Source organism: Rathayibacter sp. VKM Ac-2805, assembly GCF_009834265.1.
Classification (GTDB): domain Bacteria; phylum Actinomycetota; class Actinomycetes; order Actinomycetales; family Microbacteriaceae; genus Rathayibacter.
This window is the reverse complement of record NZ_CP047185.1, coordinates 3,129,848-3,147,716: the sequence shown is the minus strand read 5'-3', so window position 1 is coordinate 3,147,716 and position 17,869 is coordinate 3,129,848. Positions and strand designations below refer to the sequence as shown.

Below are 17,869 nucleotides of genomic sequence, written 5' to 3'. Positions count from 1 at the left end.
GACCGCATCCTATTCATGCGGATCGCGCATCGATCAGGCCGATGGCGCATTGTGAGCCGGGACCGGACCGCTCGCAGACTTCCGGCATGACGAAGCAGCTCCCCGGCGACGGCCGGACCGTCGGCGTCGCGACCGCCCTCGCGAGCGCCCTCTCGAATCAGCTCGGGGCGGCCTCCGGGACTCTGGCCTTCCCGGTCCTGGGATCCGTCGGAGTGGTCGCCGTCCGGCAGATCGTCGCCGCGCTGATCCTCCTGCCGGTCGTGCGACCGCGGATCCGCGACCTGACCCGCGCGCAGTGGTGGCCCGTCCTGCTCCTCGCCGTGGTGTTCGGAGCGATGAACCTCACGCTCTACGCGGCCATCGACCGCATCGGGCTGGGGCTGGCGGTGACCCTGGAGTTCTGCGGGCCGCTGGCGGTCGCGCTCCTCGGCTCCCGGAGCAGGACCAGCGCGCTCTGCGCCCTCGTCGCCGGAGCGGGCGTCGTCGCGATCGCCGGGCCGAGGCCCTCGTCCGACCAGCTGGGGATCGCGCTCGGTCTCGCGGCCGCGTGCTGCTGGGCCGCGTACATCCTGCTCAACCGGATCATCGGACTCCGGCTGCCCGGAGCGCAGGGGACCGCCACGGCGACCGGGATCTCCGCCGCCGTCTTCCTGCCTGTCGCCGTCTGGACGCTCGTCACGACGCGCCCCGACGCGGGCACCGTGCTCCTGGCGGTCGGCGCCGGCGTCCTCGCGACGGCCGTCCCGTTCGTGGCGGACGTGATCGCGCTCCGGAGGCTCCCGGCGAGCGTGTTCGGGATGCTCATGAGCGTCAACCCCGTCCTGGCCGCCCTCATCGGCGCGGTCGTGCTCGGGCAGGACGTCGGCGCGGCCGGATGGATCGGGATCGCCCTCATCGTCATCGCGAACGCGGCGGTCCTCCGGCGGGGGCGTCGCGGGCGGTGAGGCCCGGCGGCGGGCCGAGCAGCTCGACGACGGCATCGAGCACCGCATCGGTCCTCCGCGCCAGGGGGGAGTCGGCGGAGACGAGCGCGCTGATCCGCTCGCGGGCGACGCGGCCGAGCGGCGTGATCCCGATGACGCGCTGCCGCTGGTCCGTCGGCGACACGCGGCGCTCGACCAGTCCCCGCGCCTCGAGCTGCCGGCAGAGGAAGGTGACGTTCTGAGGGGTGCAGTGCGCTCGGGCGGCCGCCTCACTCATGGACGGCGCGGGCTCGTCGGGGTCGATGCTCCAGAGGAGGTGGGCGGTCGTGGCGGTGATGCCGTACTCGCGCAGTGCCGGAGCGAGCGCCTCGTCGGTGCGCGCCACCACGTCGTAGACCGCGGCCAGTGCGTCCGCCAGCCGCTCGTCCCGTCGCGTCGCCATGCGAGCAGAATATCGCTTCAAGTCCTGAAGCATGTACCGTGAAGCTTCAAGGATTGAAGGGAATCAGAGCCCTTCCGAGACCACCGCGCCCCTTCTCGGGCGCCGAAGGGAGATCGCCGTGGAGATCGCACGACTCGACGGGCGCACCGTCGTCGTCACCGGGGCCGCCGGCGGCATCGGCTTCTTCGTCGCGGAGGGACTCGCCCGCCTCGGCGCACGGGTCGTCGTCGCCGCCCGCTCGGCGGCCCGGGCGCACTCGGCCATCGGGTTGCTCCCCGAGCCGGGCCTGCACCGCCACCTGCCGCTGGACCTCTCCGACCGGGAGTCGATCCTGTCGGCGGGGGACGCCCTCCGGCGCCTCGGCACCCTCGACGGCATCGTCCTCAACGCGGGGATCATCGCCGCGCCGAGGACCGCTGCGACGGGCGCTTTCGGCGTCGAGTCGACGGTCGGCGTGAACGTCCTCGCGCACCTCGAGCTCCTGCGCTCCGCACTGCCGGCGCTCGAGGAGGCGCCGGCCGCGCGGATCGTCAGCACCGGCAGCATGCTCACCCGGCGGATTCCCTTCGACCCCGACGACTGGCTCTCGCAGAAGTCCTACCGCCCCCGCGTCGCCTACGCGATGTCCAAGCACGCCGCGGAGATCCTGGGGTTCGAGCTCGACCGGCGCCTCCTCGAGGCGGGGTCTCGGATCCGCTCCGTCGTCGCCCACCCCGGCGGCGCCATCGACGCCCTCACCCCCGAGCGGCCGCCGCTCCACGAGCGGCCGCTGCCCGTGCGGCTCCTCGCACCCGCCCTCGCGCCGCTGGTCTCGCGCCTGGTGCAGGGGAAGGACTCCGCGGCGCGACCCGCCGTCGCCGCCGTCGCCGCACCGACACTGCCGCGGAACGCCTACATCGGCCCGCGCCGCGGAGCCGCGGGAGAGCCGGTGCTCGCGACTCCCGTGCCCAGCTCGACCGACGCGGCGCTGGGCGCGCGGCTCTGGCACGAGGCGGAGGCGATCCTCGGCGGCCCGGTCCTCGGGGCGCTCTGACGGACCGGCCCTCGAGGGGGGCCGCTGGAAGAGGAGGCGCGGCGGCGAGCAGCCGACCCGAGCGGTCCGCGGCACCGTCACTCCCGACCGCGGAGGGGGAGCGGGACGCGAGTCCGTCGCGTGGGTCCGAGCGCGCCTGCACCGAGCCCACCGCACGGGACCGGCGTCGACGATCCTCACCGTCGACGATCCTCACCGTCGGCGATCTCGAGACGGATCCGGGCCGACGCCGGGCCGACCTTCCGGGTCGGCCCCTCAATCGACCCGGCCGCGGTCCCGCCGCTGTGCGTTACCTGTTCGTTATGAAAAAGGCACTTACACGACCAAACCAGGGACACCCTGGGAAACGGCAGGTCGCGGGAGAAAACTCTCCTCCATGAACCAGACAGCGGCACCCGTGCGCGAGCATCGAGCTCTCTACTTCCTGCTCGCCGCCCTCGCGGGCATCGTCACGGGCGGAGTCCTCCTCGCCGTCGCCGAGCTCATCGCCCTCGCGGTCGCCCGCACCGCGAGCCCCGTGCTCGCCCTCGGCGCCTTCATCGTCGACATCGTCCCGCGCCCGCTCAAGGAGTTCGCGATCGAGACGTTCGGCGAGAACGACAAGACCTTCCTGCTCGGCAGCGTGGGCGCCGCGGTCGTCGTCGCCGCCGCGATCGCCGGAGTGCTCCAGCTGGTCCGCCCGCCGCTCGGCCAGGTGCTGCTCGTGATCGCCGGCGGCCTCTCGATCGCCGCCATCGTGACCCGCACCGGAGCGTCGCCGCTCGCTGCGGTGCCCACGCTGGTCGGACTCGTCGTCGCCGTCGTCGTCATGCACCTCCTCTTCACGCGCCTGCGCGGCTGGCGTGCGGCCCGGGCCTCGGAGGCCAGGGGAACATCCTCCGAGGCCCGTCCGGGCGCCCTCGAGCGCCGCGGCTTCTTCCGCATCGCGCTGATCTCCGCCGTCGGCGCGGCCGTCGTCGGCACCGGTGCCCGCCTGGTCAACGCGGCGACCTCCTCCCTCGCCGGTGTCCGCGACGCCCTGCGCCTGCCGTCCCCGCGCAGCACCGTCTCGGTCCCCGCGGGCGCCGAGCTCGACATCGAGGGCATCACCCCGCTCTACACGCCGAACGCCGACTTCTACCGCGTCGACACCGCCCTCACCGTGCCCAACCTGGACCCGTCGGCCTGGTCGCTGAAGATCACCGGCATGGTCGACCGCGAGGTGACGCTGAACCTCCAGCAGATCTTCGACATGGGCCTCGACGAGTACGGCATCACCCTCACCTGCGTCTCGAACCAGGTCGGCGGCAATCTCGTCGGCAACGCCAAGTGGCTCGGCGTCCCCCTCCGCGACGTGCTGAAGATGGCCGGCGTGCAGAGCGGAGCCGACATGCTCCTCTCCACCAGCAGCGACGGCTACACGGCGTCCACCCCGATCACCGCGGTCACGGACGAGAACCTCGACGCGATCCTCGCCGTCGGCATGAACGGCGAGCCCCTCCCGTTCGAGCACGGCTTCCCGGTGCGGATGATCGTGCCCGGCCTCTACGGCTACGTCTCGGCTACCAAGTGGCTCACCGAGCTCAAGGTCACCACCTTCGAGGCCGACCAGGCCTACTGGACCCCGCGCGGCTACTCCGCCGAGGCCCCCATCAAGATGTCCTCGCGGATCGACACCCCGCGGATCGGCGTCCCCGTCACCTCGGGCGCTCTCAAGATCGCGGGCGTCGCCTGGGCGCAGAGCATCGGCATCGAGAAGGTCGAGGTGAGCATCGACAACGGCGACTGGCAGGAGGCGACGCTCTCGACCCCGGTCAACCTCGACACCTGGGTGCAGTGGTTCGTCGACTGGGACGCCCAGCCCGGCTCGCACTACGTCGCTGTCCGCGCGGTCGACAAGAACGGGATGGTCCAGATCGAGGACCGCGCACCGGTCGCGCCCGACGGCTCCTCCGGCTGGCAGCGCACGCTGATCAACGTCACCTGACGCCCGGTGGAGGCGCCGATCCCCGCCGGGTCGGCGCCTCCGGTGCGTCCGGCAGGAGGACGGACCTCGGTGGGCGGGCGACTCCGATGAGACGACGCCTCCGCACCGGGCCCCGCCTCCGATGCCGTCGTGTCCTGGACGCGTCGCCCCTCCGCACCGGCCACCTCGGCACGTCGCGGCCCTGTCCGCAAGCCTCCGCGGCGGCACGTCCCGTGAGGAGGCGCCGCTCTAGCCTTCGAGGATGCGCTCCCGGCTCCTCCACCTCCGCGAATCCTTCTGGTTCCTCCCGGCCCTGTTCGGCGTCCTCGCCGTCGGGCTGGCGCTGGGTCTGGTCGAGGTCGACCACCTGCTGGTCCGCGCCGGCGTCAGCGACATCCCGCTGATCGAGGACCTGTCGCCGACCGGCGGCCGGGCGATCCTCTCGGCGATCGGCGGGACGATGCTCGGCGTCGCCGCGACCTCGTTCTCGATCACGATCTCGGTGCTGGCGACCACGTCCTCCGCCTACGGGCCCCGGCTGGTCCGCAACTTCATGGCCGACCGCGGCAACCAGGTCGTCCTGGCGGTGCTCACCTCCACGTTCCTCTACTCGCTGATCGTGCTGCGCGCGGTGCATACGGAGGAGGACGCGTCGCTGACGTTCGTGCCGGTGGTGGCCGTCTCGTTCTCGGTGCTGCTCGCGGTGGGCGACGTCGCGGTGCTCGTCTACTTCATCCACCACATCGCGCTGTCGGTGCAGGTGACGACGCTGCAGCAGCGGGTGCTCGGCGAGCTCGTCGACGTGATCGAGCGACTGCATCCGGAGGGCGGGGAGGAGCCGGCGGACGCGGAGGGGGCCCTGCTCGCGGAGGGGGCCCTGCTCGCGGAGGGGGCCCTGCTCGCGGAGGAGGCTCTGCCGCCGGCGGGGCGGGAGCCGGTCGTGCTGCGGGCGGTGCGGGGCGGCTACGTCGAGCAGCTCGAGATCGAGCGGCTGGTCGCGCTCGCCCGCCGCGGCGACGCGCGGCTCCGGGTGCTCGCGCTGCCCGGCGACCACGTCCTCGTCGGCGACCCGGTGCTCGAGGTCCTCGAGGGGTCGGTCGCCCAGGAGGAGGCGGTCGCCGCGGTCGTCGTCGCCGACGCGCGCACCCCGCACCAGGACCTCCGGTACGCCGTCCAGCAGGTGGTCGAGATCGGAGTCCGCGGGCTCGCGACCGGCACGAACGACCCGTACACCGCGGTCGGCGCCGTCGAGGCCCTGACCAGCGCGCTCGTCGACCTCTGCGGCCGGCCGGAGGCGCGCGGCCGCTACTCCGACGCCGACGGAGTCGTCCGCCTGGTCGTCCCGTGGCCCCGAGCGGGCGAGCTGCTGGCCGACGTGTTCCTCGCGCTGCGCTCGTACGCGATGGAGCAGCCGCTCGTCGTCCGCGCCGGCGTGCGCCTCGCCGAGCGGCTCGCGGTCGTCGCCCGCGGCGGGACCCGCGTCGAGCTGCACCGCCAGGTCCAGGCGTTCGCCGCCGCGCACGCCGCCGCCGACGGCGACGCCCTCGAGGCGCCGGCCCTGCGCGCGTCGCTCGCCGCGCTCGAGGCGCGCCTCGCGGCCTGAAGCCGGCCTGCCGGATGCTCCGGGAAGCCGCACCGCCCATGGAGTGCTCGAATCGATTCGAGTAGGCTCGGCGCATGACAGAGAACACCACTGAGCTGCGCGTGGGGGTCGTCGGCCTCGGCTTCGCCGGCACCACCCACCTCGACGCCTTCCAATCCCTGCCCGGTGCCCGCGTCGTCGCGCTCGCCGGCCAGGAGGAGGCGCGCGTGCACGAACTCGGCGCGACCCGCGGCGTCCCCGACCTCTACGCCGACTGGGAGGAGCTCGTCGCCCGCGACGACCTCGACGTCGTCTCCATCGGCGTCCCGAACCACCTGCACCACCCGATCGCCGTGGCCGCGCTCGCGAGCGGCAAGCACGTCTTCTGCGAGAAGCCGCTCGCCACCACCGCCGAGCTGGCGGCCGAGATGGTCGAGGCCGCCCGCACGAACGACCGGGTGCTCGAGATCGCCTACAACCACCGCCGCCGCGCCGACGTCGCCTTCCTCCGCGACTACCTCGACGACGCGCCGCTGGGCGACGTCTACCACGCCCGCGCGAGCTGGCAGCGGCGCACCGGCATCCCCGGCATCGGCTCCTGGTTCACCAGCAAGGAGCTCGCCGGCGGCGGCCCGCTCATCGACCTCGGCTCCCACGTGCTCGACATCGCGCTGCACCTGCTCGACGAGCCGCGCGTGACCAGCGTCTCGGCGGTCGCCTACGGCGAGATCGGCCGCTCCGGCCGCGGCGGGCGCCCGCACGGCGTCGCCGCCACCGGCACGCACGCGTTCGAGGTGGAGGACTTCTCGAGCGCCCTGCTGCGCCTCGACAACGGCCGCTCGCTCCAGCTCGACGCCTCCTGGGCCAGCTACTCGAAGGTCGACGAGGACATCGAGGTCGAGCTGCTCGGCTCGGCCGGGGGCGCGCGCCTCCACATCGCCGACTACGCCACGGAGGGGACTCTGACGCTCTACTCCGAGGTCGCCGGAGCGCCGACCGTCTCGCACCCCGACGTGAAGGTCCCCGCCGGGCACCACCGCTCGGTCATCGCCGAGTTCCTGGAGGCGATCGCCTCGGGAGCCGACGCGCCCGCGGGCGGCCCCCGCTACTCCGGCCACTACGGCGAGTACGCGCTGCACCGCAGCCGGGTGGTCGACGCGATCTACCGCTCCGCCGCCGAGAAGCAGGAGGTGGCGGTCGCATGAGCGCCCCGATCGAGGTCCTCGTCTGGAACGAGTTCCGCCACGAGACCCGCGGCGACGAGACCGTGCTGCGCCACTACCCGGACGGCATCCACCGCGTCATCGCGGACGGGCTCGCGGAGTCGCTCGGCGACGCCGTCTCGGTGCGCACCGCGACGCTCCCCGAGCCCGAGCACGGGCTCACCGAGGAGGCGCTCGCGACGGCGGACGTGCTGCTGTGGTGGGGGCACATCGCGCACGAGGAGGTGTCGGAGGAGGTCGTCCAGCGGGTCCTGCGGCACGTGCAGGAGGGGATGGGGATCCTGGTCCTGCACTCGGGCCACTACTCGTCGATCTTCAAGGCGCTCATGGGCACGACCTGCTCGCTGAAGTGGCGCAACGACCGCGACCGCGAGCTGGTCTGGACGATCGCGCCCACGCATCCCATCGCCGAGGGCGTGCCCAGCCCGCTGATCATCCCCGAGCAGGAGATGTACGGCGAGTACTTCGACATCCCGGTGCCGGAGGAGACGGTGTTCCTGTCGACGTTCACCGGCGGCGAGGTGTTCCGCTCCGGCGTGACCTACACCCGCGGTCTCGGGAAGGTCTTCTACTTCTCGCCCGGCGACCAGGACTACCCCGTCTACCACCACCCGGACATCCGGCGCGTGCTGGCGAACGCCGTCCGCTGGGCCCGCCCGACCCGGCCGCGCACGCCCCTCACGGCCGACCACCACCCCCGGGGCTGGTTCGAGTCCTGACGCGGGCCCCTCCCTCTCCGCGGCATGCCGCTCCGGTACGCGACACGCCGTGCCGGGCGCACCGACGTGGCGTCCCGCGGGGAGGTACTGGGGGGATGCAGCAGACGGAGGGGCGCGAGCCGGACGAGGTGCGCCGGTACGGGAAGGCGCCGGAGCAGATCGCGGACGTCTTCCGCGGGGCGCCCGGCGGGGCGCGCCGGCCGGTCGTGCTCGTGCACGGCGGATTCTGGCGGGCGCGGTGGGACCGGCGGCACGCCCGGCCGCTCGCGGCGGCGCTGGCCGACCGCGGGCACGACGTGCTCCTCCCCGAGTACCGGCGCACGGGCGACACGGGAGGCGGCTGGCCGGGCACCGGCGACGACGTCCTGGCCGTGCTCGCGGCGCTCGCGGCGCTGCTGCCCGGCGCCGGACCGGTCACCCTCGTCGGCCACTCCGCCGGCGGCCACCTCGCCGTCTGGTCGCAGGCCGCCCGTCCGTCGCCGCTCGTCGCGGCCGTGGTGGCGCTGGCGGGCGTGCTCGACCTGGCCGCCGCCTCCGCCGACCGCCTCAGCGACGACGCCGTGGGCGAGCTCCTCGGCGGTGACCTCGCGCTGCTCCCGGGCGCCGACCCCGCGCAGCTGCCCGCGCCGCCGCAGCCGACCACGCTGATCCACGGCGTGCTCGACGAGGACGTCCCCGTCGCCTACAGCCGCCGATACGCCGACCGGCATCTCGCCGTGCAGCTGCACGAGCTCGCCGACGCCGACCACATGGCGCTCGTCGATCCGACGACGCCCGCCTTCGCGATCCTCCTCGCCGCGCTCGGCTGACGCGCGCCGGGAGCGGGACTGCGACGCTCCGCCCGCCGAGGCGCGACGGGAACATGCCCCCTACAGGACCGGCGGGTACAGGAAGAGCGGGACCTGCGCGGTGGGGAAGGTGCGGGTGACGTAGCTGTGCTTGCCGCCGTAGTTGTACTCCTCGAGGAGCACGGTGCCGTCGTCGTTGACCTTCTGCACGTAGGAGACGTGGTTGTAGGTCCACCACGCGACGCAGCCGACGATCGGGACGCTGCTGGTCGCCCAGCCCTTCGCGGCCCAGTTGTCCGGCCACTCGTAGGCGCTGCCGCCGAGCGGGGTGATGTTGCCCCACGTGTACTTCCACGGCGCGGAGGTGCGGCCGGCGTCGCGGTTGAGGCGCCAGGCCACGAAGTCGACGCACTCGCGGTAGTAGTAGCCGAGCGGCGAGAGTCCGCCGCCGTCGTCGTCGATGGTCTCGTAGGGCCACGGGTAGTCGTCGCCGACCGCGCGGGTCTGCACGGTCGAGAACTCGCCGCCGTTGGAACCGGAGAGCACGGCCGCCTGGCGGCTGGCCTCGTCGAGCTGCGCCTGGGTCGGTGCGGCGAAGGCGTCACGGACGGCGGTCTGGCCGGCGGCGTCGGAGGAGACGGTGAGGTTCTGGAGGCCGACCCGGTTCGCGGCGGCGCGGCCGGTCGCGGTGGCGGAGGAGCTGCGGGCGCCGTACGCGGGGATCGCGGCCGTGGCGAAGAGGCCGCCGACCACCGAGAAGGTGCCGAAGGCCAGGGCGCGGCGGCTGAGGCCGCGGGCCCGGACGGGCGCGGCGGTGCGGGGAGCGACGGGGCGGGAGGCGGACGCGCGGCGCGGTGAGGCCGGGATCGACCGGGAGGCGGGGGAGGCGACGGCGGGGACCTCGACCGAGACGGTCGGAGCGGTCGCCACGGCCGTTGCGGCGTCGACGGCGGTGGGCGCAGTTCCGGCGGAGTCGCCGTTCTCCGCAGAGGCGATCGTCTCGTCCGATCCGCTGCTCTCGACCGCACCACCGGCGGTCGCCGCGCCCGTCTCCGTCTCGGCCCGGGCCGCACGTCGCTCGGCCTCGCGGGCCTCGCGCCGGGTCAGGGATGCAGTGGTCGGGGTGCCGGCACTCTCCTCAGGGGTGGGAATGCCTGGCTTCGACACGCGTGCGTTCTCCTCGGATGACGGTGGTGACGGGGGGTCGGGGGCCGGTGGGGATCCGGCGACGAGCCACTCTAGCCCGAGGCCCGCGCATAACGGAACGATCACGACGGATCCGGCACGGATGCTCCGACCGCTCGCGCCCGTGCGGTGCCAGGATGGGGCGCAACCGGGAAGGAGCTCCTCATGACCGCACCCACCCCCACCGGGCCCGTCCTCGTCGGCATCGTCGACGGCCAGCGACCCGAGGTCCTGCGCACCGCCGCCCGCGTCGCCGCCGACGCCGGAGCCGCCCTGCTGCTCGTGTCGGTCTCGGCCGATCCGTACCTCGTCGGTGAGTACGTCGATCCGATGACCGGCGGCATCCCGCTCGGCTTCGTCGGCGCCGCGGCCGACCGCGGCGAGGGCCCGTTCCTCCCGCCCGGGCTCCGCGAGACGGTCGAGCACGAGCTGGACGGCAGCACCGTGCAGTGGTCGCTGCGCGCGGCGCGGGGCGAGCCCGCCCTGGCGCTCGCCGAGGTCGCCGAGGAGGTCGACGCGCGGATGATCGTGGTCGGCACCCGCGACGCGGGCGTGCTCGCGAGCATCGCCGAGTTCCTCAGCGGGAGCGTCGCCGCCCACCTCGCGCACCGTCAGCACCGCCCCGTGCTCGTCGTCCCGCGCGCCGACCGCGACCCGTCGCGCCCGGCGCCCTGGGACCTCGCGGAGTGACGCGACCCCTCCACCTGCGCCCCTCCGCGATCCTCCTCGTCGCGGCGGGCGGAGCCGTCGGCACGGCTGCCCGCGCCGCGATCGGCGCCGCACTGCCCCCGTTGGGCGTCGTGCCGGTCGCGACGCTCGCCGTGAACCTGCCGGGCGCGTTCCTCCTGGGCCTCCTGCTCGAGGCGCTGGCGCGGCGCGGGCCGGATGAGGGCGGGCGCCGCACCCTGCGCCTCCTGCTCGGCACCGGCGTGCTGGGCGGATTCACGACCTACAGCACCTTCTCGCTCGACACGGTCGCGCTGCTCGAGGGCGGCCACGTCGTGGAGTACCTGCTCTACGCCGGCGGCACGCTCGTGCTGGGCGTGCTTGCGGCGGCGCTGGGCATCGCTGTCGCGGGGCGGCGGAGGGCGGCGGCGTGACGCCCGGCCTGCTGCTCGCGGTCGCTCTCGCGGGCGGAGTCGGAGCGGCCGCACGGCTCGTCGTCGACGGGGTCGCGCGGTCGCTCGTGCCGGCGCGCTGGCCGGTCGGCACCGCGCTGATCAACGTCAGCGGGTCGCTGCTGCTCGGAGTCGTCACCGGGCTCGTGCTGGCCGGCGTCCTCGACCCGGTGTGGCGGGCCGTGCTCGGCACGGGCGTGCTCGGCGGCTTCACCACGTTCAGCACGGCGAGCGTCGAGACCGCGCGGCTCTTGCTCGACCGGCGCTGGGCGGCCGGCCTGGGGTACGGCGTCGGCACGGCGGCGCTCGCCGTCGCGGCGGCGGCCGCGGGCCTCGCGCTGACGGGCGTCCGGCTGTCCTGAGCGGCGCGGTGGGCACTCCGACGCGGCGCGGCGGGCGAGCCGGAGCGGCGTGCGGCTCTGCTCCTCACCGCCCTTCCCGGAGCCCACCCCACGCCCCTCCGCGCCCGCCTCATCGACCCCGCCCCGTCACTCCTGATCCCCCCGCTCACGGGGCAGGCGCCCGCCGCCGCCCGCGAGCCGACGCGGATCCTCGCGCGGTGACCCCCGGTCGAGGGACGCCTCGACCTCCGGAGCATGGGTGAAGATGGGCGGATGACATCCGTGGGGGGCGTTCCGGAGCTCAGGCTGGCCGTCGTCGACGACCAGCCCCTCTACCGGCACATGCTGTCGTCGCTGCTGCGCGCGGTGCCGGGCGTGCGGAGCGTCGTGGAGGCCGGATCCGCCACAGAGGCGCGGTCGGTGCTGCGGCCCGCGGAGCTCGACGTGGCGATCCTCGACATCGAGCTCGGCGACGGGGACGGCATCGAGCTCGGGCGCCGGCTGCGGTCCACCGCGCCGGGGCTGGGCATCGTCCTGCTCTCGGCCGTCGACGCGATGCACCGCTTCCTCCGCCTCGACCGCGCCGAGGCCCGCGGCTGGAGCTACCTCTCGAAGACCTCCTCCCTCTCCGCCCCCGCGCTGCTCGCCTCCGTCCGCGCGACGGCGGACGGCCGCACCGTGCTCGATCCGGCGCTGGTCGCCGCCCGCGCGGCCCGCCGCGACTCCCCGGTCGCCGCGCTGAGCCCGCGCCAGTACGAGGTGCTCTCGGGCCTCGCATCGGGGCTGACCAACGCCGCGATCGGCGAGCGCCTCGGCATCGCGGTCCGCTCGGTCGACAACCACGTCAACGCCGTCTACGCGTCCCTCGGCGTCCGCTCGGACGGCGAGCGCAACCCGCGGGTCGACGCGACGCTCCTCTTCCTCGAGCACACCGGATGAGCGCCGGCCCGCGCGACGCGCGCGAGGACAACCGCATCGTCCTCGGAGCGATGGCCCTCCTGGGCGGCGTCCTCTCGCTGCTGGCCGCGCTCCAGGCCGTCTTCGCGCTCGGGATGCTGTCGCGGACGCTGCGGGGCGTCGATCCGGGGCCGCTGCTCGACGTGACGACGCGCGTCCTGGTCAACGTGTCGACGATCGGGCTCGCGATCGCCCTGGTCGCGGTGCTGCGTCCCGAGCGCTCGACCGGCGGCGGCCGCGTGGCCCGGACGGCGGTCATCGCCGTGGGGATGGGCCTGGTCCGCTGCTGCCTCCAGGTGCTGACCGGCGTCTACCCGCTCTCGGCCCTCCCCGCTCTCGCGGTCGAGCTGGTCGTCGGATCCACGGTGATCGCGCTGATCACGGCCTACGGCTACCTGCTCGTGCGCGCGGCGCGGCGGGTGCGCGAGAAGGAGCGGGAGCACGCCCGCGCCTCCGTGCAGGCGCTCGAGGCGGTGCAGGCCCTGCAGCGGGAGGAGCTGCGGGTGCGGCGCGACGTCGCGCAGAGCCTGCACGGCGGCCTCCAGAACGGACTCGTGGTGCTGACCGCCGAGCTGCACGCGGTCGCGAGCACATCCGACGAGGCGGCCTCGGAGCGGCTGCTCGCCATCGCCGCCCGGCTCGACCGGCTCCGCGAGGACGAGGTGCGCGCGGTCGGCCACGCCCTCTACCCGGTCGAGATCGACCACGGCCTGGTCCCCGCCGTCCGCGACCTCGTCGCGCGCCTCCCTCCCGAGATCGCCGTCGACCTCGACCTCGGCCGCATCCCGGCGCTCGCCGCCGAGGGTGCCGAGCCGCCGCTCGACCAGCGGATGCTCCTGGTCCGGTTCCTGGAGGAGGCGGTCACCAACGCGCTGAAGCACGGCGGCGCCTCCTCGCTGCGGGTGCGCGGCGACGAGGAGGCGGGCGTCGTGGTGCTCACCCTCGACGACGACGGCCGCGGACTCGTCGAGGGGTCGACGCGCTCGGGCCTGGCGCGGCTGGAGCGGCAGCTCGCGGTCTACGGGGGCTCGTTGGAGCTCTCGGACTCGCCCGTGCTGGCGGGGGCGCGGCTGCGGGCTCGGCTCCCGCTGCCCGGCGCTGCGCCCGGCGGGGACGGCGGACGGACGGAGTAGCGGGACGGGCGCTCGCGCCGTCCCTCGCGTCGAGCACAGGGCGGTCCGAGGGGCGGATTCACGCCGGATGGCGAGCCGTCTCCTCGTGCCCGCCCCTCACGCCGGGTAGACCAGCAGATCCTGCGGAGCGACGGTGAAGCCTGCCTCGCGGCCGGGCGCGAGGTCGAGGCGCGCCGCGTCGGCCGCCGGGACGTCGGCGGTCAGGAGCGCGCTGCGCACCCGCACCGCGTCTCCCCGCTGCTCCACGTCGGTGATCACGGCGCGGAGGCCTCCCTCTCCGACGGAGACGGCGGAGGGACGGACCGCGGCGAGCACCGCGGCGCCGACCGCGACCGGCTCGGCCGCGACTCCGGACAGCTCGTGCCCGTCGGCGGTGCGCAGACCCGTCGCGGTGCGGACGCCCTCGAGCAGCTCGAGCCCGGCGAGCTCGGCGGTGAATGCGGTGCGCGGGCGCGTGAGGACGCGGGCGGTCGGCCCCTCCTCGACCACCCGGCCGCCGTGCAGCACCAGAACCCGGTCGGCGAGGGTCCAGGCGTCGAGCACGTCGTGGGTGACCACGATCGCCGAGCGGTCGGCGAGCACCTCGCGGAGCATCCGGCGGAGGACCGGGGCGGTCCGGGCGTCGACCGCGGCCAGCGGCTCGTCGAGCAGCAGAAGGCGCGGGTCGGTCGCGAGGGCCCGGGCGAGGGCGACCCGCTGCGCCTGGCCGCCGGAGAGGCTCCCCGGGCGCCGGTCGGCCAGGTCGGCCACGCCCGCGGCGGCCAGCTCGCGCTCCGCCCGCTCGAGGGACCGCGCCCGTCCGGCGCCGGCGCTGCGCGGACCGAACGCCGCGTTCTCGCGCACGCTGAGGTGCGGGAACAGCAGCGGGTCCTGCGCCAGCAGGGCGACGGGGCGGCGGTGCGGAGGAGTCCACCGGCGGTCTTCGAAGAGCAGGTCGCCGCCGACGGTCGCCCGCCCGGAGTCGGCGCGGACGAGGCCGGCGATCAACTCGAGCACGGTCGACTTGCCCGCGCCGTTGGGCCCGAGCAGCGCGATCGTCTCGCCCTCGGCCACGTCGATCCGCACATCGATCCCGCGCGCCGCGAGCCGCGCCTCCAGCAGCAGGCTCATCGCGGCACCCCCCGGGCGGAGCGGCCGTGCGCGAGACCGATCACGAGCACCGCGACCACCACGAGCACCAGCGCGAGGGCGACCGCCGCGTCCGGATCGCTCTCGCGCTGCAGGTAGATCTCGAGCGGGAGGGTGCGCGTCGTGCCCTCGAGGCTGCCGGCGAAGGTCAGCGTCGCCCCGAACTCGCCGAGCGCCCGCGCGAACGAGAGGATCGCGCCCGAGGCGAGGCCCGGCAGGATCAGCGGCAGCGTGATCCGCCGGAGCACCGTCCCGGGCGAGGCGCCGAGCGTCGCGGCGACCGACTCGTACCGCGCGCCGGCGCTGCGCAGCGCGCCCTCGAGCGTCAGCACCAGGAACGGCAGGGCCACGAAGGTCTGCGCGATCACGACGGCGGTGGTCGAGAACGCGATTCGGACGCCGAGGGCCTCCAGCGCGCCGCCGAGGAGGCCCATCCGCCCGAAGGTGAAGAGCAGCGCCAGCCCGCCGACCACCGGCGGCAGCACCAGCGGCAGCAGCACCAGCGAGCGGAGCAGGCGCTGGCCGGGGAAGGCCGTGCGGGCGAGCACGAGGGCCATCGGGGTACCGAGCAGCAGGCACAGCAGGGTCGCGACGGCGGAGGTGCGCAGGCTCAGCAGGAGCGCGGCGACGGAGGAGTCGGAGGTGATCAGCGGCAGGAACTGCGGCCAGTCGACGCGGGCGAGGATCGCGGCGAGCGGGAGCAGCACCAGCAGGGCGCCGAGCGCGGCGACGGCCACGACCCAGCGCGGCAGGCCGGACCCGGTGCGCATCAGCCGCGGGCGAGCGGCGTCTCGACGATGACCGTGGTCGCCTTGACCACCGCCACCGCGGGAGACCCGGGCTCGAGCCCGAGCTCGCGGACCGCCTCGCTGCTCATCAGCGAGACCACGCGGTGCGGACCGCACTGCAGCTCGACCTGCGCCATCACGGTGTCCATCACGATGCCGGTGACGATCCCGACGAAGCGGTTGCGGGCCGAGCGCGCGACCGGGGACGGATCCTCCGGCAGCACGGCGTTCGCGCGGGCGAGCCGGGCGACCTCGAGGCCGTCGACGACCCGCCGCCCGGAGGAGTCTCTCGCGCTCTCGAGCGTCCCGTTCTCGATCCAGCGCCGCAGCGTGTCGTCGCTCACTCCCAGCGCTGCGGCGGCGTCCTTGATCCGTATCTGCGGCATGCCGTCGATCCTACGTCCGCGCCTGCGCCGCTCCCCGCCCATCCCCTCCCCGCGAGATGCCAGTTCGGTACGCCTCGCGCGGCGTGTCGCGTACCCAAGTGGCATCTCGCCCTCGCGCACGCCCGCGCCCCGCCCGTCCCCTCTCCGCGAGATGCCAGTTCGGTACGCCTCGCACGGCGTGTCGCGTACCCAAGTGGCATCTCGCGGAGAGGGACGGGGGGTCAGCGGCTGCGGGGGGCGGCGCCGGCCGTCGGCGCGGTGCGGGTGTCGACACTCGCGGTGAGCTCCGCGGAGTAGCCGGACGCCGGGCTGCCGGACATCGTCGCGAGCTGCAGGGCTCCGCCGTCGTCGCCGAAGACGGAGTCGGTGTCCAGGCCGACCCGGGCGAGGTTCGCGGCCGAGCCCGCGTACGCGTCGAGGGCGTAGACCGCGGTGCACGCCTCCTCCTGGAGGGCGACCTGCGAGGTCGCGATCGCGTTCGACGCGTCGGTGATCGAGTCCACTCCCGGGTACACCTCGAAGTGGATGTGCGGCCAGCGGCCGGAGTAGCAGGCCGGGGCGATCGAGGCGAAGGAGACGACGCCCGACGCGTCGGCGACCTGCACGCCGCGGAGGTACGTCTCGTCCTCGACGCCGCTGGAGTACATCGAGTAGTCCCCGTGCGCGTCGCAGTGCCAGACGTACACGGCGGCTCCGGCGAACGGCACGCCCCCGTTCGCCGCGTCGAGGATCGTCAGAGTGAGCGCCAGGGGGACCCCGTCGGCCGTCGCGCCGCCGCCGATGCTGGTCCGCAGGTCGCTGCGGACGATCCCGGAGCGCTCGAGGACGTCGACCCCGTTCGAGCCGTCGCCCGGGTAGGGGCCGGCCGTCTCGTCGGGGATCTCGCCGGCGACCGCGGTGCCGGCCCCGGCCGTGGCGATCGCGGTGGGAGTCGCGGTGGCGGTCGCGGCGGCGGAGGAGGCGGATCCCGATCCTCCGGTGGCGCATGCTGCGAGCCCGAGGGTCGCCGCCCCCGCGCCGACCAGCGTCAGCACGCCGCGCCGCGAGAAGAGGGTCCCCACGTCGAACGGGAGGCCCTGGTCGACCACCTCCTCCTCGGGGCGGTCGAGCCGGCGGCCCTCGTAGGCCGGTCCGTCGGGCGTGCTGCGGGGCTCCGGGATGCGGGTCATGGTCGTGCTCCTCGTCGGTCGTGGTGTCCGTCGCGAGCAACCCTGGCGGCCGAGGCTCTGCGCCTTCGATGACCGTCCTACGACCCTCCTATGACCGACCTGCCGACCGCCCTGCCGACCGCCCTGCAGGCCTCCTCCGACGCCGCGACGCCTCTCACGGTGCTCCGAACCCGGCCGCCGCGAGCACCGCGCGCCCGGCGTCGGAGGCGACGTACGCGACGAAGGCCGCCGCCGTGGCCGGGTCGCCCGCTCCGGTCAGCGCCGCGATCGGGTACGTGTTCACCGCCTGCGAGGCCTCGGCGAAGGGGATGCCGGTGACCGAGCCCGCGGCCCCGCGGACGTCGGTCGCGTAGACGAGCCCGGCGTCCGCTTCGCCCGAGGACACCTTGCCGAGCACGTCGGTGACCGACGACTCCTCGCTCACGGGAAAGATGTCGACCCCGGCGGCCTGCTCGACCGCGACGGCCGCTGCTCCGCACGGCACCTGCGGCGCGCAGACGACGGTGGCGGTCCCGGGCCGGGCGAGGTCGGCGAGCGAGGCGACCTGCGCCGGGTTGCCGGGAGGCACGGCGATCTCGAGCGTGTTCGTGGCGATGTCGACCGGGTTCCCGTCGACGAGCCCGGCCTCGGCGACGGTGGACATCGTGCGCTCGTCGGCGGAGGCGAAGACGTCGGCCGGGGCGCCGTTGACGATCTGCGTCGCGAGGTCGGAGGAGCCGGCGAAGGAGAGCTCGACCCGCGCGCCGGGCTCGGCGGCCTCGAACCCCGTGGCGAGCTCGGTGAACGCGGCCTTCAGCGAGGCGGCGGCGAAGACGGTGACGGAGCCGCCGGCCGAGGATGTCGCGCCGTCGCTGGCCGCGTCGCCGGCGGGGGTCGACGGAGCGGAGCAGCCCGCGAGCAGGAGGAGCGCGGCAGCGGCCGGGACGAGGGGGAGCAGGCGACGATGCACGGGGACCTCCGGATCTGAAGTCCGCAGATGCGGCGGACAGCTGATCCTAGGACCTCAGGT

General features: G+C 74.8%; 19 protein-coding genes. 12 read left to right on the top strand and 7 right to left on the bottom strand.

Going from position 1 to position 17,869, the window contains the following annotated elements; all coding sequences use genetic code 11:
• Positions 1 to 86: 86 nt before the first annotated feature.
• Complete coding sequence (locus GSU40_RS14770) at positions 87 to 944, top strand: EamA family transporter (protein WP_160035534.1); 858 nt, start codon at positions 87 to 89, stop codon at positions 942 to 944.
• Here GSU40_RS14770 and GSU40_RS14765 read toward each other — a convergent pair.
• Complete coding sequence (locus GSU40_RS14765; RefSeq protein WP_160035532.1) at positions 898 to 1,365, bottom strand: MarR family transcriptional regulator; 468 nt, start codon at positions 1,363 to 1,365, stop codon at positions 898 to 900. The genes GSU40_RS14770 and GSU40_RS14765 overlap by 47 nt on opposite strands.
• A gap of 118 nt (positions 1,366 to 1,483) precedes the next feature.
• Here GSU40_RS14765 and GSU40_RS14760 point away from each other — a divergent pair, with 118 nt between their 5' ends.
• From GSU40_RS14760 to GSU40_RS14735, 6 genes are all read left to right on the top strand, one after another.
• Positions 1,484 to 2,398: an SDR family NAD(P)-dependent oxidoreductase gene (locus GSU40_RS14760; RefSeq protein WP_160035530.1), complete on the top strand. Its 915-nt coding sequence runs from the start codon at positions 1,484 to 1,486 to the stop codon at positions 2,396 to 2,398.
• 376 nt (positions 2,399 to 2,774) lie between these two features.
• Positions 2,775 to 4,364 (top strand): molybdopterin-dependent oxidoreductase, encoded by a 1,590-nt coding sequence (locus GSU40_RS14755; RefSeq protein WP_104226578.1) that lies wholly within the window; start codon positions 2,775 to 2,777, stop codon positions 4,362 to 4,364.
• 241 nt (positions 4,365 to 4,605) lie between these two features.
• Entirely contained in the window at positions 4,606 to 5,946 is a 1,341-nt protein-coding gene (locus GSU40_RS14750) for a DUF2254 domain-containing protein (RefSeq protein ID WP_160035528.1), read from the top strand.
• Positions 5,947 to 6,020: 74 nt separating this feature from the next.
• Positions 6,021 to 7,130, top strand: a complete 1,110-nt coding sequence (locus tag GSU40_RS14745; protein WP_160035526.1) for a Gfo/Idh/MocA family oxidoreductase — start codon at positions 6,021 to 6,023, stop codon at positions 7,128 to 7,130.
• Positions 7,127 to 7,867: a ThuA domain-containing protein gene (locus GSU40_RS14740; RefSeq protein ID WP_208543325.1), complete on the top strand. Its 741-nt coding sequence runs from the start codon at positions 7,127 to 7,129 to the stop codon at positions 7,865 to 7,867. The genes GSU40_RS14745 and GSU40_RS14740 overlap by 4 nt, the downstream gene beginning before the upstream one ends.
• A 95-nt stretch (positions 7,868 to 7,962) precedes the next feature.
• Positions 7,963 to 8,676, top strand: coding sequence for an alpha/beta fold hydrolase (locus GSU40_RS14735; RefSeq protein WP_160035524.1), 714 nt, complete (start codon positions 7,963 to 7,965; stop codon positions 8,674 to 8,676).
• 60 nt (positions 8,677 to 8,736) lie between these two features.
• On the opposite strand, the gene GSU40_RS14730 is transcribed toward GSU40_RS14735, so the two are convergent.
• Positions 8,737 to 9,822, bottom strand: a complete 1,086-nt coding sequence (locus GSU40_RS14730) for a CHAP domain-containing protein (protein ID WP_160035522.1) — start codon at positions 9,820 to 9,822, stop codon at positions 8,737 to 8,739.
• Positions 9,823 to 10,005: 183 nt separating this feature from the next.
• Here GSU40_RS14730 and GSU40_RS14725 point away from each other — a divergent pair, with 183 nt between their 5' ends.
• From GSU40_RS14725 to GSU40_RS14705, 5 genes are all read left to right on the top strand, one after another.
• Positions 10,006 to 10,530: a universal stress protein gene (locus GSU40_RS14725; RefSeq protein ID WP_160035520.1), complete on the top strand. Its 525-nt coding sequence runs from the start codon at positions 10,006 to 10,008 to the stop codon at positions 10,528 to 10,530.
• Positions 10,527 to 10,940: a CrcB family protein gene (locus tag GSU40_RS14720; RefSeq protein WP_104222440.1), complete on the top strand. Its 414-nt coding sequence runs from the start codon at positions 10,527 to 10,529 to the stop codon at positions 10,938 to 10,940. Before GSU40_RS14725 ends, GSU40_RS14720 begins: the two co-directional genes overlap by 4 nt.
• Positions 10,937 to 11,320: a CrcB family protein gene (locus GSU40_RS14715; RefSeq protein WP_104226584.1), complete on the top strand. Its 384-nt coding sequence runs from the start codon at positions 10,937 to 10,939 to the stop codon at positions 11,318 to 11,320. The genes GSU40_RS14720 and GSU40_RS14715 overlap by 4 nt, the downstream gene beginning before the upstream one ends.
• Before the next feature lie 252 nt (positions 11,321 to 11,572).
• Entirely contained in the window at positions 11,573 to 12,238 is a 666-nt protein-coding gene (locus GSU40_RS14710) for a response regulator transcription factor (RefSeq protein WP_104237929.1), read from the top strand.
• On the top strand, positions 12,235 to 13,389 hold the full coding sequence (locus tag GSU40_RS14705; RefSeq protein WP_160035518.1) for a hypothetical protein: 1,155 nt from the start codon (positions 12,235 to 12,237) through the stop codon (positions 13,387 to 13,389). Before GSU40_RS14710 ends, GSU40_RS14705 begins: the two co-directional genes overlap by 4 nt.
• A 96-nt stretch (positions 13,390 to 13,485) precedes the next feature.
• Here the strand turns inward: GSU40_RS14705 and GSU40_RS14700 are convergent, their stop codons facing one another.
• The 5 genes from GSU40_RS14700 to modA all read right to left on the bottom strand — a co-directional run bounded on the left by GSU40_RS14700 (position 13,486) and on the right by modA (position 17,809).
• A complete protein-coding gene (locus GSU40_RS14700; RefSeq protein WP_160035516.1) occupies positions 13,486 to 14,499 on the bottom strand; it encodes an ABC transporter ATP-binding protein in 1,014 nt (337 codons plus the stop codon).
• On the bottom strand, positions 14,496 to 15,287 hold the full coding sequence (locus GSU40_RS14695; RefSeq protein ID WP_104222446.1) for an ABC transporter permease: 792 nt from the start codon (positions 15,285 to 15,287) through the stop codon (positions 14,496 to 14,498). The genes GSU40_RS14700 and GSU40_RS14695 overlap by 4 nt, the downstream gene beginning before the upstream one ends.
• On the bottom strand, positions 15,287 to 15,691 hold the full coding sequence (locus GSU40_RS14690) for a TOBE domain-containing protein (RefSeq protein ID WP_160035514.1): 405 nt from the start codon (positions 15,689 to 15,691) through the stop codon (positions 15,287 to 15,289). Before GSU40_RS14690 ends, GSU40_RS14695 begins: the two co-directional genes overlap by 1 nt.
• A 221-nt stretch (positions 15,692 to 15,912) precedes the next feature.
• On the bottom strand, positions 15,913 to 16,860 hold the full coding sequence (locus GSU40_RS14685) for an intradiol ring-cleavage dioxygenase (RefSeq protein ID WP_160035512.1): 948 nt from the start codon (positions 16,858 to 16,860) through the stop codon (positions 15,913 to 15,915).
• 154 nt (positions 16,861 to 17,014) lie between these two features.
• On the bottom strand, positions 17,015 to 17,809 hold the full coding sequence (gene modA / locus GSU40_RS14680) for a molybdate ABC transporter substrate-binding protein (protein WP_160035510.1): 795 nt from the start codon (positions 17,807 to 17,809) through the stop codon (positions 17,015 to 17,017).
• Positions 17,810 to 17,869: the final 60 nt, after the last annotated feature.